This window comes from Leisingera sp. NJS204, from assembly GCF_004123675.1.
Taxonomy (GTDB): Bacteria; Pseudomonadota; Alphaproteobacteria; order Rhodobacterales; family Rhodobacteraceae; genus Leisingera.
Genome location: NZ_CP035417.1, coordinates 3,542,497 through 3,557,100 on the forward strand (window position 1 = coordinate 3,542,497; position 14,604 = coordinate 3,557,100).

The following is a 14,604-nucleotide window of genomic DNA, read 5'->3' on the forward strand; positions in this document are numbered from 1 at the left end:
GCCCGGCCTTCATTGTTTCGTGATACAGCTGCCTTAATGGCCCAGGATCTGGCTGAGGAACAGCTTGGTGCGGTCGCTCTTCGGGTTGTTGAAGAACTCTTCCGGCTCGTTCTGCTCCACGATCTGACCTGCGTCCATAAAGATCACCCGGTTCGCCACCTGACGGGCAAAGCCCATCTCGTGGGTCACGCAGAGCATGGTCATACCTTCTTCGGCCAGCTCGATCATGGTGTCGAGCACCTCTTTGATCATCTCCGGGTCCAGCGCCGAGGTCGGCTCGTCGAACAGCATGATGCGCGGCATCATGCAAAGCGAGCGCGCGATGGCCACACGCTGCTGCTGGCCGCCCGACAGCTGACCGGGGTATTTGTCGGCCTGCTCCGGGATTTTCACCTTCTCCAGGAAATGCATCGCCCGCTCTTCGGCTTCCTTCTTGGGTGTCTTGCGGACCCAGATCGGCGCCAGGGTGCAGTTCTCCAGAATGGTCAGATGCGGGAACAGGTTGAAGTGCTGGAACACCATGCCAACCTCGGAACGGATCTTGTCGATGTTCTTAAGGTCATTTGACAAGACGGTGCCATCCACCTCAATCCTGCCCTGCTGATGCTCTTCCAGGGCGTTCAGACAGCGGATCAGGGTGGATTTACCCGAACCGGACGGGCCGGCAATGACGATACGCTCGCCCTGGTTCACCGTCAGGTTGATATCGCGCAGCACGTGAAAAGACCCGTACCATTTGTTCATGTTGGAGATTTCGATGGCGACCTCGTCGCTCACCTGCATCTTGGAACGGTCGATTTGACGGTCGGTCATAAGTTCAGACATATGTTGAACTCCTTAACGGTGGCCAGTCTGAAGCTTGCGCTCCAGATACATGGAATAGCGGGACATGGAGAAGCAGAAGACGAAGAACAACAGGGCGATAAAGCCGTAAAGTTCCCAGACAATGCCGTTCCAGTTGGAGTCCGCGCGAATGGCGTTTGACAGGCCCAGAGGGTCCAGAAGCCCGATGATCGAGACCAGCGTGGTGTCCTTGAACACCCCGATAAAGGTCGAAACGATGCCGGGGATCGAGATCTTCAGCGCTTGCGGCATAATGATCAGCCGCTGCGCCTGCCAGTAGTTGAGGCCAAGACTGTCGGCGCCCTCATACTGGCCGCGGGGCAAGGCTGCCAGACCGCCGCGGATCACTTCGGCCATATAGGCCGCGGCAAACAGCGTGACCATGATCAGCACCCGCAGGATGATGTCGAAATTGGTTCCCGGCGGCATGAAGATGTTCAGCAGGGTCGAAGCCACAAACAACAGCGTGATCAACGGCACACCCCGGATGAACTCGATAAAGCCCACGCAGATGTATTTGACGATCAGCAGATCCGACTGGCGGCCCAGCGCCAGCACGATGCCGATCGGCAAGGAGCAGGCAATGGCCACAACACCGATGGTCACCGACAGCATGAAGCCGCCGAACTTGCGGCTTTCCACCGCTTCGATGCCGATGGGCAGGATCCCATCCAGCAGACCCGAGACCGGCGCCGCCAGCAGCATCCACCAGATAACAGCCGCGGCTACGCCCAGGATCACCCCCAGAAGTGTGCTCAGCGCTTCTGCGGCGAATTTGTAGACCAGCCCGCCGATGACAAAACCTGCCAGCGCGGCAATCGGCATCCAGATGGTGCCGCCCCACAAAAGCCAGGGGAAGATGAACGGGTAGAGCGCCGAAAAGATCAGCAGTTTCGACGGCACCCGGTCCGAGAACAGCACCGGAGCCAGTGCCGCGCCCAGCAGGACAAAGGCAGCGATGGGGCGCCAGTACAGGTGGCTCGGGTAGAAACCAAAGATCAGCTGGACCCAGCGCTCCTTGATCACGCCCCAGCAGGCGCCATGAGCATCGCCGTGGCCGGCAGCTGCCAGCGTTTCACGGCAATTGGACAGCGAGGTGCCGTTCCAGGTGGGCGACAGGATCCAGGGAACAATGGCGGCCAGCACGAAATAGACCGCAGCAAAGGACGCGATGGTCAGGATCGAGTTGAACCAGTTGGAAAACAGGTTATGCCGCGCCCAGCCGATCACCCCGACCTCAGAGGCGGGCGGATCCTGCTCGGGAAGCATTTCAGTGCGGACAAATCCGATATCAGACATCTCAGCGCTCCTTCAGCTTCACGGCTTCGTTGTACCAGTTCATGACCCCGGAAATGGTCAGCGAGATCGCCAGATACACCACCATCAGCAGCAGAACGCATTCCAGCTCGCGCCCTGTCTGGTTCATGGTGATGCCGCCCAGGGTTCCGGTGATGTCCATGTAACCCACGGCAATCGCCAGCGACGAGTTCTTGGTCAGGTTCAGATAGTTGGAGATCAGCGGCGGGATGATCACCCGCAGCGCCTGCGGCAGGACCACCAGCGACATGATCTTGTTGGAGCGCAGGCCCAGGGCCTCGGCGGCTTCGGTCTGGCCCTTGGATATCGCCATGATCCCGGCGCGCACGATTTCCGCGATAAAGGCGGCGGTGTACAGCGACAGCGCCAGCCACAGTGCGATCAGCGAGTTGCGCATGTGGGTGCCGCCCTGAAAGTTAAAGCCTTTCAACTCGGGGTAGCCCAGGTAAAAACCCAGCACGGCCAGCAGGATCGCCATCGGCACCACCACCACGGCGGTGCGCATATGCCAGGTGACCGGACGGTCGCCGGTGGCTTCCTGGATGCGGTCCGCACGCTGGCGGATCTTGATCGACGCAAACAGGCTGAGGCCCAGCACCACCAGAATGGCTATCAGGTCCAGGCTGACATCAAACCGCAGCGAGGATTCTCCAAACAGATGCGCATCGCCCAGCGAACGCGAAAACAACGGCTCGGGGATGTAGACACCGCGGTTGGTCACGGCAACGCTGTCGGCCAGGCTCATCGTGGCTTCGGGGTTCTCGCCCCGGAACGCCCGTGGCGCCGGCAGGGTTTCGATCAGGATCGCCATCACAAAGACAATCCACAACAGCACCGGCACATTGCGGAACAGCTCGACGTAGATCGTCATCAGACGCGCCACCAGCCAGTTCGACGACAGCCGCAGAACGCCGATGATCACGCCCAGGATTGTTGCAGTTATACAGCCGAGGAAGGCCACAACCAGCGTATTCAGAAGCCCCATCAGCGCGGCCCGCAAATGGCTGTCGCGCGAGGTGTATTCCAGCAGGCGCTGGTTGATATCATAGCCGGCCGGTTCCGCGAAGAAGCCGAAATCGATCGGCTTACCCAGTGCGGCCAGGTTGCTCAGCGTGTTGTTGATCAGCCAGGCTGCCAAAAGCATGAAGCCGAACATGGCGATGACCTGGATGGTCCCCGACCGGTACCGGGTGTCATAAAGGAGCATAGACAGCCGGAACTGCTCCTTTGGAGGGTCAGTTAACGTTGACATATAGTGTGATCCCCTGGGCTCCGGTATTCTGTCCTGGCGGGGTTGTCCCCGCTCCGCAGCGGTCCGGAGCTTATTTTCTGATAGGAAAAGGGCGCAGGAAATTCCTGCGCCCTTTCCGGTTGTGTGATTAGCGGAACGGCGGAGCGTACAGCAGGCCGCCTTCGGTCCACTGTGCGTTCAGGCCGCGGGCCAGACCGACTGGAGTGTCTTCGCCGATGTTCTTGGCAAAGATTTCACCGTAGTTGCCCTGCGAAGCGATGGCTTTCTGTGCCCAGGTGGCGTCCAGGCCGAGCATCTCGCCCAGGGTGCCTTCGCTGCCCAGCAGACGGTTGATTTCCGGGTTCTCGGTGCCGGCGGACATTTCGCTCAGGTTGGCCGAGGTGATGCCCAGCTCTTCAGCCGCGATCAGCGAGTTCAGAGTCCAGCGGACAACGTCGCCCCACTCGTGGTCGCCGTGGCGGACCAGCGGGCCCAGCGGTTCCTTGGAGATGATTTCCGGCAGCAGCACATGCGCGCCCGGATCATCAAAGGTGGCACGGGTCGCAGCCAGGCCGGAGGCGTCGGTGGTGTAAACGTCGCAGGCACCGGCCAGGTACTGCTGCTGCGCTTCGGCGTTGGTTTCGATCGGAACCGGCTCATACGAGATATTGTTGGAGCGGAAGAAGTCCGCCAGGTTCAGCTCGGTGGTGGTGCCGGTCTGGATGCAGACGGTGGCGCCGTCCAGTTCCTTGGCCGAGGACACGCCCAGCTCTTTCGGGACCATAAAGCCCTGGCCGTCATAATAGTTGACGCCGGTGAATTCGAACTTCAGGTCGACATCGCGGCTGAAGGTCCAGGTGGTGTTGCGGGCCAGCATGTCGATCTCGCCGGACGCCAGCGCGGTAAAGCGGGTCTTGCCGGTGGTCGGCACGAATTCAACAGCAGTCGAGTCGCCCAGCACAGCTGCAGCCACAGCCCGGCACACGGCAACGTCGAACCCTTCCCATTCCCCGTTCGCATTCGGAGCCGCAAAGCCGACCAGGCCGACGGTGACGCCGCAGTTCAGCTTGCCGCGCGCCTTCACATCGTCCAGCGTTCCGGCAGATGCCGCGCCAGCCGCAAGACCGGCAAAAGCCATTGCGCCCAAAAGTACGGATTTTTTCATATTTACCTCTTCCTGATAGCCCGCCATTCAGCGGAATAGTCCGCCATTCGGCGGTTCTTATTAACCGGCGATCCCCCGCCGGAATTGAGACTGAAGAAGGGTTTACCCCTTTTTCGCGCCCAAGTGTGGGCGCATTCATCAACAAACGTCAAGGGTGGGATCAGGAAATTCGATGCGCGGCATACGCACAGTTTGCCCGTGAGTAAATTTATTTACGCCTCACGGGGTCATTCGGTAATTTTCTGTTCTCTCAGGAGAAATCGTAAAACCGCTTGGCGTGCAGAAATTCCTGCCGCTTCACCTCCGCCGCAGCCTGAGCGTCCTCGTCGACACCCCATTGCTCTTCCTGCCAGCGTTCATCCAGACGCGACAGTTGCCAGATCTCATCGGCACTGCGCCAGCCCTGCGCAGCAGCAAAGCCAAGGATCAAAGAGCCGGAAATCCCTACCAAATCATGGAAAGCCGCCAGCTGGAACGGTGTCATAGCCTGCACCTTTTCCGCCAGCACCGCCAGCGCCGCTGTCTCCTGCGGCTGGTGCAGAATGCCGGTCCTGGGCTGCAGCTGCACGCCCAGCGCCCCTGCTGCCCAGTCCAGCGCCGGGTCCCATTCCCGCGCCTGACGCAACGTCAACTCAACCGGTGCGTCGGCGCGGTAGCACAGCAGGTCGGAATCGCCGTATTCAGCCAGCATGGCAGCAACTTCGCTGTGCTGATGTGTCACCTTGTCAATCGCAGCATTGGCAGACCGGGTGCAAGGCATGGTTCCGGGGTCAACTGATTCGCTCTGCGCGTCCCATTCCGCGGCGATGGCGTCCCCCATGGCCCGGGTCGGCACCGCCAGCGGCGCCTTGGCCGGCGTCTTTACCCGGCGCCCGTCCAGCTCCACCGCGAACCCGTCTTCGGTCTGCACAACCGAGACTGCTTTCCAGAACCGTTTCTGTGCCCAGCCGCTCATTTCTTACACCTTCCAAATCTCTGCCAGCAGCGGGCGCAGCTCCGCGAAATCGCGGATCAGGTAATCGGCGCCCAATGTCTCTGCCGGGTGGTATCCCCAGGGCACGGCAATGGTGGTGACCCCCGCTGCGCGCCCCATTTCAATGTCAAACCGCGTGTCGCCGATCATCACGGTGCTCGCGCGCTCCACCCCGGTTTCCGCCATCGCCGTCAGCACCATCGACGGATGCGGCTTTGACGGATGGTGGTCGGCCACCTGCCGGGTCACAAAGCAATCCAGCCCATGCGCCGCAATCAGCGCCTCAACCCCGCGCCGGGACTTACCGGTGGCAACCCCCAGCAGGTACTCCGGCACCGCATTCAGCTCCGCCAGCGCCTCGCGCGCACCGGGATACAGCGGCGAATGCCCCGCCCCGGCCGCCTCACGCGCCAGCATGTAGGAGGATTTGTACCCCTCCACCAGCGCCTCCAGCGTCGCGGCATTCTGATCCGGCGCCAGCTCCTTCATCGCCAAGGGCAGCGACAGGCCGACTATCGACAGGATCGCCGCGCGCGGCGGCACCGGCAGGCCGGCCCCCTCAAAGGCTTCAGCCATGGCGCCGGTGATCGCGCCCTGGCTGTCCGCCAGCGTGCCATCCACATCAAACAGGATCAGCCGCAGCGGTGAACTCACTTCAGATCCTCAAACGGGTCATCCGCCGCCAGATCCTCGCTCCAGCCGAAGGTGTCCCAGCTCTCTTTCATATGGTCGGGCAAAGGCGCCACAACCGAGACATTCTTGTGGGTCACCGGGTGTTCGAACACCATCCGGCGGGCGTGCAGATGCAGTTTCTTGGAAATCACCCCGCCAAACTGCGCACCCCAGCCGTCGCCCAGGTTCTCCTGACCCGAGCCGCCGTATTTACCGTCCCCGGCAATCGGATGGCCCATGCCCGACATATGCGCCCGCAGCTGGTGGGTGCGGCCGGTAATCGGCTCCATCGCCACCCAGGCAGCGCGGGAGGCAACACGGTACAGCGTCGCGTACAGCGTATGCGCCCGTTTGGCGCCGTATGTCTCGTCGATGTCTTGCGGGTGGACGTTGATCATCTTCTCGCCTTCGCCGCTCTTGCCATGGCCCGGTGCCTTGACCAGCCCGTTCTTGATCTCGCCCAGATAGGGCGTCGGAACACCCGCGACCAAGGCCCAGTAAATCTTGCGGGTATTCTTGTGGCGGAAAGCAGCGGTCAGCCCCTGCGCCGCTTTGCGGTTGCGCGCCAGCACCAGAATGCCGGAGGTGTCCTTGTCGATCCGGTGCACCAGCTTGGGCTTATCCTCCAGCCCGAACTTCAGCGCCTCCGCCAGCCCGTCCACATGTTTGGTGGTGCCAGAGCCGCCTTGCACCGCCAGCCCTGCGGGCTTGTTCAGCACGATCACATCGTCGTCGCGGTAGATCACGCAATCCTGGATCATCCTGGCATCGGCGTCCGAGATCTTCATCTCGCGCGGCGCGGCAGGTTTCAGGTCGCTGTCCGCCAGCGGCGGCACCCGTACCACCTGGCCGGTCTCGACACGGGTATTGGCCTTGACCCGGCCGCCATCCAACCGCAGCTCGCCCTTGCGGCACATCTTCTCGATGCGGCCCTGGTTCACATGCGGAAACAGCCGCCGCAGCCAGCGGTCAATGCGCTGGCCGCCATCGTCTTCGCTGACGGTAATCATCTGAACGCCGCTCATGCGAACACTCCTCTTGCGGCCATCAGGCCCAGAAACAAACCGCCCACGGACAATCCAACGGACAGAACAACATAAAGCGCCGCCTGCCCGAAGGCGCCGCGCTCGATCAGGTTGGCGGTCTCCAGCGAGAACGCCGAGAAGGTGGTGAACCCGCCCAGAAGCCCGGTCATCACCAAGGGGCTGAGGTGGGTCAGCCCGCGCATCGCCGCAGCCACCACAAACATCCCCATCAGAAAGGAGCCGATCACGTTGACGGTGACCACCGCGACCGGAAAGTCGTGATGCCCCATGACCCGGATGATACCCAGCCCGGCCAGAAAACGGCACACCGCCCCGATTGCGCCGCCCAGGGCCACCATGGAAACCGAAGAAATCATCCCCGTCCTGTCGCCGGCACAGGCAAGGATGTCAAGTTTTGCCCGTGTTGCATGGGGTGCAGAGCTTCCGTTTCATCTTTCCCCAAATACTCCCGCCGGAGGCAGCGGCTTTGCCTGCAAAGCCGCTTTACTTGTTCCGCTTCACCCTGAGGTTCGCGAAGTAGTCCGTGCGCCGCTTCAGCTCGCGCTCGAACCCGCGCTCAACTGGCTGATACAGTACCGGGCGCTTGACCCCGTCGGGGAAGTAGTTCTGGCCGGAGAACCCGTCCTCGGCGTCGTGGTCATAGGCATAGCCGTCTCCATACCCCTGCTCCGACATCAGCTTGGTCGGCGCATTCAGGATATGCTTGGGCGGCGGCGCGCTGCCGGTCTGCTTGGCCAGCCGCCGCGCCGCCTTGATGCCCACGTAAACCGCGTTGGATTTCGGCGCCAGCGCCAGATATACGGCGGCATTGGCCAGCGCCAGCTCGCCCTCCGGGCTGCCGAGCCGCTCATAGGTCTGCCAGGCATTGAGGCAGACGGTATTGGCCTGCGGATCCGCCATGCCGATATCCTCGGTCGACATCATGGTCAGACGCCGGGCCAGGAACCGCGGATCCTCGCCGCCCTCCAACATCCGCGCCAGCCAGTAAAGGGCGGCATCCGGATCCGAGCCGCGGATGGATTTGTGCAGGGCGGAAATCAGGTTGTAATGCTCGTCGCCGGACTTGTCGAACTTGGCCGCCCGCCGCATCAGCCGGGCCGACAGCGCCTCGCGCCCCAAGGGCGCCTCTACCGTCCAGGCGGCAACCTGTTCGATCAGGTTCAAAAGCGCCCGGCCGTCGCCATCGGCCATCTCATGCAGCGCATCACGGGCATCGCCTGACAACGGCAACGCCTGGCCCAGTTCTTTTTCAGCGCGCTGGGTGAGGTGTTCCAGATCCGCCAACGACAAACGCCCCAGCACCAGCACTTGCGAACGAGACAGTACAGCGGCGTTCAGCTCAAACGAGGGATTCTCGGTTGTCGCCCCGACCAGCAGGATAGTGCCATCCTCCATATGCGGCAGGAAGCCGTCCTGCTGGGCCTTGTTGAAGCGGTGGATCTCATCCACGAACAACAGCGTTCCCTGGCCGTTCTGACGGCGGATCTTTGCGGCCTCAAAGACTTTGCGCAGCTCCGGAACCCCGGTGAAGATCGCCGAGATCTGCATGAAATGCAGGTCGGTCTCCTGCGCCAGCAGCCGTGCGATGGTGGTCTTGCCTACGCCGGGCGGCCCCCAGAAAATCAGTGATGACAAGGAGCCGGACGCCAGCATCACCCCCAGCGGCGCCTCCGGCCCCAGCACCTGTTGCTGGCCGATCACCTCTGCCAGCGACCGCGGCCGCAGCCGGTCGGCCAGCGGCCGGTTGGGCTGCTGTGCATCGCCGCTTGCTGGCGCAGGGCTGCCGAACAGATCCGCCATCAGGTCCGGAACCGCAGGGTCACACGCTGGCCGCGCCGGTTCAGATCCAGCTGAATCCAGCGTCCGCTGTTTGCCAGAATTGCATAAACGTCATCGGTGCTGGCGACAGGCTGGCCGTTCACCGCCAAGAGTGCGTCGCCGGGTTGCACCCCGCCGCGTCCGGCATAGGGGCCGGGGTCCGTCACCACCACGCCTTCGGCCGACAGGGGCAGGCCGAGGCGCGCAATCACCTGCGGATTGATCCGCGCCACGGTCAGGCCGGGCAATGCCGTGTCTTCATCCAGCTGCACCGGATTTGCGGGCGGCTGATCAGGCGCCACGATCATCGGCACCGCAATCTCTTCCCGCGCCTCACCGCGCAGCCGGGTGATTGCGGACATACCGTCCAGCCCGGCGACAGACATGCGGAACACCATTTCCGAAGGTGAATTCACCACTTCGCCATCCACATGGGTGATCACATCGCCCACCTTGAACCCCGCCTTGGCAAAAGGGCTCTCAACATGCAGATCGGAAATCACCATACCCTCAGGCACGTTCATCTCCAGCGAGGCTGCCAGATCGGCATCCACGGGCTGCCCGGCCATGCCGGCCCAAGGGCGCTGGAACTCTTCCGCGCCTTTGCGGGCCTGATTGACGAACTCCGTCACCAGGTTTGCAGGGATCGCAAAACCGATGCCGTTGGAACCGCCGGAGCGGGACAGGATGCGGGTGTTAATGCCGATGAGGTCGCCGTTCACGTCGATCAGCGCCCCGCCCGAATTGCCCGGATTGATCGGCGCGTCGGTCTGGATGTAATAGCCGAAACCATCGCCTGCCCCCATGCCGGTGCGCGCGAGGCCCGAGATAATGCCGCTGCTGACGGTCTGCCCAACCCCAAAGGGGTTGCCGATGGCCAGCGCCAGTTCGCCCACCTCGACCTGGTCGCTGTCGCGCAGGTCCAGATGCGGCAGATCTGCGGCCTCTTCCAGCTGCAGGATTGCCAGGTCGCTAGCCTTGTCGCCCAGGATCACCCGCGCATTGTATTCACGCCGGTCAGAGGTCACCACGCGGATTTCGGTGGCGCTGCCGACAACATGGTAGTTGGACACAACGATGCCATCCGCCGACAGGATCACGCCCGAACCCAGCGAGTTCTCCACCCGCGGCTGCGGCTTGGCAAAGCCGCGGAAGAAATCATCGAAGAACGGATCGTTCATGAAAGGCGATCGGCGGCGCTGCTGCACCTGGCGCACCACCTTGGCATAGATATTCACCACTGCAGGCGAGGCTTCCTTGACCAAAGGCGCAAAGCCGAGGGTTATCTCCGCCTGGTTCTGCGGCACACGGGTCTCTGCCACAGCCGGCAAGGCAAGAATAATGGCAAGGGCGGTCAGGGCTGGGCGGATCATGGGCGCTCCGTTTGTTACTGCCCGAAGGATATGCGGAGCGCGCACGCGGATTGCAAGGCGGGAGACGTATAAGGACAAAGGGACGCCGCCCAGCAAGTTGCCGTGAAAGGGGCGCTGCCCCTCTTGGCCTCGCGGCCAATTCACCCCGAGGTATTTGGGACCAGAAAGAAGCAGACTGCCGGCAAGGCGCATCAGGCCTTCTTCCTTGCCGGTATCCTCGCAGTCCCTTTGCGGCATCAGGCCTCTGCCAGGCTCGGTGCAGCAGCCTGTGCCGCATGGGCACGCCGCGCGGTGACAGCTTCTGCCAGAGCCTCCAGCTCTTGTACTGTATCCTCCCAGCCCAGGCAGCCGTCGGTAACCGACTGCCCGTAAGTGAGTTCCCCTTTGCCCAGGTCCTGACGGCCCGCTACCAGATGGCTTTCCACCATCACCCCGGTGATGCGGCTGTCGCCGCCTGCGATCTGGCCCGCTACATCGCGCAGCACGGCGGGCTGCTTCATGGGATCCTTGCCGCTGTTGGCATGGCTGGCGTCGATCATCACATGGCCGCGGATGCCGTCTTTTTCCGCCAGCCTGCAGGCCGCATCGACCGAGGCGGCGTCATAATTGGTGCCGCCGCCGCCGCGCAGGATCAAGTGGCAGTCCGGGTTGCCGCTGGTCGCCGCAATTGCCGCGCGGCCCGATTTGGCCAATGCCATGAAATGATGCGGATGCGCCGCCGAGCGCACCGCGTCCACTGCGATCTGCAGATTGCCGCGGGTGCCGTTCTTGAAACCCACCGGGCAGCTGAGGCCTGAGGCCATCTCGCGGTGGATCTGGCTTTCGGTGGTGCGGGCGCCGATGGCGGCCCAGGCCACCAGATCCGAGATGTATTGCGGCACCGCCGTGTCCAGAAACTCAGTTCCGACCGGCAGGCCCAGGCTGTTGATGTCCAGGCACAGACGGCGGGCCAGCCCCAGGCCTTCGTTGATGCGGAACGAGCCGTCGAGGCCGGGATCGTTGATCAGCCCTTTCCAGCCCGAGATGGTGCGGGGTTTCTCGAAATAGACCCGCATCACAACCTCCAGCTCACCCGCCAGCCGTTTGCGCAGCGGTGCCAGCCGTTCGGCATACTCCATCGCCGCCTTGGGGTCGTGAATCGAACAGGGGCCGACCACAGCGACAACACGGTCATCGCGATCATGCAGCACATCCTGGATGGCGGTGCGGCTGGCCAGCACGGTATCTGTGGCCGCCGCCGTGCCGGGTAGCTGGGATGCGAGGTCTTCCGGCGAGATCAGCTCCTGCATGCCGGTGATACGGAGATTTTCGGTCTGGGGTGTCATGTTTCAGCTTCCTTGGCGGGGGGCCCTTGGCGCTGCGGCGGATACGAAAAAACCGCCGGCTGCTGCGGGCGGTTGGTGGTATCCTGGTGCGTTCCGATATCTTAGCTCAGAATGCGCTGACCCCTCCGTCCGCCATGTGGCGCGGATAAAAGAAATACCAGAATGCGGCATAGCTACGGGTCATGACCCGGACGCTAGCGGAGATTCGCCGGGCTGTCACCCCGGAAAATCCACCCTGAAAAGGCAACAGGCCCTCCACCGGGGAGGGCCTGTGCGGCGGTTTCCTCTGCGGCTCAGAAATCCTGCCAGAGGTCGCGGGCTGCATTTCCGTCTGCCGCCGGCTTTGCTGCGGGCGGGGCCGGGCTGGCCTCCAGGTCCCAATCATCGCTGCCATGGGCTGAGGGCGCCATGGCAGCCGGCGCCGCGGAAACCGGGGCGGATGCGGCTGCAAGGGCACCGCCGCCGGCCACCTGGAAGCGGGCGACCAGATCCGACAGCTTGCCCGCATCGCTGTTCAGCAGATGGCCTGCTGCCGTGGCTTCCTCGACCATGGCCGCGTTCTGCTGGGTCACCTGATCCAGCTGGGTGACGCCGGTATTGATCTCAAGCAGGCCGGTGGATTGCTCCTCGGCGCCTTCGGCGATCTCGGAGACCAGTTGCGAGATATGGCTGACCTGACCGACAATCGACTGCAGTGCGTCACCGGCGCGGCCGACCAGGTCCACCCCCTCCCCGACCTGACGTGAACTGTCGCCAATCAGAGTTTTGATCTCCATCGCCGCGTCCGAAGACCGCTGCGCCAGCGCCCGCACCTCGGACGCCACCACCGCAAAGCCGCGGCCGGCCTCGCCCGCGCGGGCGGCCTCGACCCCGGCGTTCAGCGCCAAAAGGTTGGTCTGGAAGGCGATGTCGTCAATCACCGAGATGATCTGGGAAATCTTCTTCGAGCTGGCCTCGATCCCGCTCATGGCGGCCACGGCGCTTTGCACCACCTCGCCGCTGCTTTCGGCCTCCTGGCGGGCTTCGCGCACGGTTGCCTCGACATTGCGGGCACCTTCGGCGGCGGATTTCACCGAGGCCGTCAGCTCGTCAATCGCGGCAGCGGTTTCTTCGAGCGTTGCCGCCTGGCTTTCGGTCCGGTGGGACAGATCGTCGGAGGCCTGACTGATCTCTGCAGAACCGCTGCGGATGCTGGTGGCGGCTTCGATCACCTGCTGCACCGTGGCGTTCAGATTGTCGATGGAGCCGTTGAAATCAGCGCGCAGCTGTTCGTATTCCTCCGGGAATTCCTCGGCGATGCGGATGGTCAGATCGCCGTGCGACAGCCGCGCCAGACGCTCGCTCAGCTGCTGGACCACATTGCCCAGTTCGGCGTCTTTGCTTTCCGCCTTCTGCGCTTCCGCCTCCTGCATCCGCAGCAGTTCAGCACGGAATTTATCCAGCGCGCGGGCCATATCGCCGACCTCGTCGCCGCGGGTCTGGCCCTTGATCTCCACCGCGTTGTTGCCCTCGGCCAGACCCCGCATCGACACCACGATGCGCCGCAGGCCCGAAGCGATGCCGGAGCCGGTGATCAGCGCCATCACCGCGCCGATCAGGATCGCCACAGCAATTGCCCCCGGAATCATGATCCGGGTCTGGGCGGCTAGCGCCTCATTGGCGGCGCGGCGGGCGGCCATTGCCTCGGCCCCTTTCGCCTCGATCGTCTCCATGGTGGCACGGAAGCTGTCGAAATACGCCTTGCCCTGCCCCTGAGCGACAAGGTCGGCCATGTCATCCATAGTCGCCGCGCTGCCGATCACCCGGCGCAGCTGCAGCATCGGAACCACCACGCTGCTGCGCCATTCGTCAACGATTTTGGCCACGTTATCCAGGCGGTTTGCCTGCATCAGATTGTCGGCCAGCGCTAGGTGGAGGTCGGCCAGAACCTCGTTGAAGCGCCCGTTGCCCTCCATATACGGTTCGAGAAATTCCCGGTCGCCCGCCAGAAGAAAGCCGCGCATCCCGGTTTCCATGTCGACCGCCGCCGACAGCAGATCCTTGGCGCTGCTGATGACCTTGTGGGTCTGCTCCACCGCCTGCAGCGAGGTGTTCAGGTAATCCGGATCGGCGATCCCGGCGTTCACCAGGGAAGAAAAGGTGTTGCGACGGTTGTTCAGCTCGACTTCCTCTTCCTCAATGACCTTAGCCATCTCCGCACGGAAGTTCTCAAAGTAGACCCTGCCCTTGGACTGTTTCACCTCTGCCGCCATATCGTTCATGGTCAGGGCGTCGCCGATATCGCGGCGCAACGCGATGGCGCCGGCCGCAACATCCTCCTGCCAGCCGGCCAAAGTCTGCTCCGCCGTATCGAGGTCAGCCAGCAAGTCCGGATTGCCCGCGGCCAGGCTGCGCAAACGATCCAGGGAGCCGGCAACTTTGGCGCTGCCGTTCTCAAACGGCACCAGATATTCATCCTGCCCGGCCAGCAGATAGCCCCGCAGCCCGGCCTCCATGCCTGAGGCGGCTTCGGCCAGCGCCTGCGCTTCGGTCAAAATCTCCTGGGTGTGGTCAACAGCCTGCGCAGTCTTGTCCATGCGGCCCAGGTTCACCACCGCCAGCACCCCGACCCCAAGAACCAGCAGCAGCGGGAACACCGCCACCGAAACGATCTTTGTCTTGGTGCTGAGGTTCGCCAGTGAGAACCGCCTGGCCGCGGGTGTCTTCTTTACTGCCATCACATCCGTCCCGGAACTTGCTTGCTTGCGACAGTAAAATCAGAAGAAAATTACGATTCCCTTTCGCACAAAAAATGCATTCTAAACATTGTCCGGATGCCGTCAGGTAACGAAAAACCCCCGC

At 62.9% G+C, this 14,604-nt stretch carries 12 protein-coding genes; all 12 read right to left on the minus strand.

Features of this window, described 5'->3' with window-relative positions:
• Positions 1–33: 33 nt before the first annotated feature.
• The 12 genes from ETW24_RS17225 to ETW24_RS17280 all read right to left on the minus strand — a co-directional run bounded on the left by ETW24_RS17225 (position 34) and on the right by ETW24_RS17280 (position 14,480).
• Positions 34–825 carry an amino acid ABC transporter ATP-binding protein gene (locus ETW24_RS17225; protein WP_129372194.1) on the minus strand — a complete coding sequence of 264 codons (792 nt, stop codon included), beginning with the start codon at positions 823–825 and terminating at the stop codon, positions 34–36.
• 12 nt (positions 826–837) lie between these two features.
• On the minus strand, positions 838–2,142 hold the full coding sequence (locus ETW24_RS17230) for an amino acid ABC transporter permease (protein WP_129372195.1): 1,305 nt from the start codon (positions 2,140–2,142) through the stop codon (positions 838–840).
• 1 nt (position 2,143) lies between these two features.
• Positions 2,144–3,412, minus strand: a complete 1,269-nt coding sequence (locus ETW24_RS17235; RefSeq protein WP_129372196.1) for an amino acid ABC transporter permease — start codon at positions 3,410–3,412, stop codon at positions 2,144–2,146.
• Between the two features lie 127 nt (positions 3,413–3,539).
• Entirely contained in the window at positions 3,540–4,556 is a 1,017-nt protein-coding gene (locus ETW24_RS17240) for an amino acid ABC transporter substrate-binding protein (RefSeq protein WP_129372197.1), read from the minus strand.
• Positions 4,557–4,806: 250 nt separating this feature from the next.
• Positions 4,807–5,511 carry an ATP12 family chaperone protein gene (locus tag ETW24_RS17245; protein ID WP_129372198.1) on the minus strand — a complete coding sequence of 235 codons (705 nt, stop codon included), beginning with the start codon at positions 5,509–5,511 and terminating at the stop codon, positions 4,807–4,809.
• 3 nt (positions 5,512–5,514) lie between these two features.
• Positions 5,515–6,183 (minus strand): HAD family hydrolase, encoded by a 669-nt coding sequence (locus ETW24_RS17250; RefSeq protein ID WP_129372199.1) that lies wholly within the window; start codon positions 6,181–6,183, stop codon positions 5,515–5,517.
• Positions 6,180–7,226 (minus strand): RluA family pseudouridine synthase, encoded by a 1,047-nt coding sequence (locus ETW24_RS17255; RefSeq protein ID WP_129372200.1) that lies wholly within the window; start codon positions 7,224–7,226, stop codon positions 6,180–6,182. The genes ETW24_RS17250 and ETW24_RS17255 overlap by 4 nt, the downstream gene beginning before the upstream one ends.
• Complete coding sequence (gene crcB, locus ETW24_RS17260) at positions 7,223–7,603, minus strand: fluoride efflux transporter CrcB (RefSeq protein WP_129372201.1); 381 nt, start codon at positions 7,601–7,603, stop codon at positions 7,223–7,225. The genes ETW24_RS17255 and crcB overlap by 4 nt, the downstream gene beginning before the upstream one ends.
• Before the next feature lie 127 nt (positions 7,604–7,730).
• Positions 7,731–9,047, minus strand: coding sequence for a replication-associated recombination protein A (locus tag ETW24_RS17265; protein WP_129372202.1), 1,317 nt, complete (start codon positions 9,045–9,047; stop codon positions 7,731–7,733).
• On the minus strand, positions 9,047–10,438 hold the full coding sequence (locus ETW24_RS17270; RefSeq protein WP_129372203.1) for a trypsin-like peptidase domain-containing protein: 1,392 nt from the start codon (positions 10,436–10,438) through the stop codon (positions 9,047–9,049). Before ETW24_RS17270 ends, ETW24_RS17265 begins: the two co-directional genes overlap by 1 nt.
• 236 nt (positions 10,439–10,674) lie before the next feature.
• Positions 10,675–11,763, minus strand: a complete 1,089-nt coding sequence (locus ETW24_RS17275; RefSeq protein WP_129372204.1) for a 3-deoxy-7-phosphoheptulonate synthase — start codon at positions 11,761–11,763, stop codon at positions 10,675–10,677.
• A 293-nt stretch (positions 11,764–12,056) separates the two neighbouring features.
• Positions 12,057–14,480 carry a CHASE3 domain-containing protein gene (locus ETW24_RS17280; RefSeq protein WP_129372205.1) on the minus strand — a complete coding sequence of 808 codons (2,424 nt, stop codon included), beginning with the start codon at positions 14,478–14,480 and terminating at the stop codon, positions 12,057–12,059.
• Between the last annotated feature and the right edge of the window lie 124 nt (positions 14,481–14,604).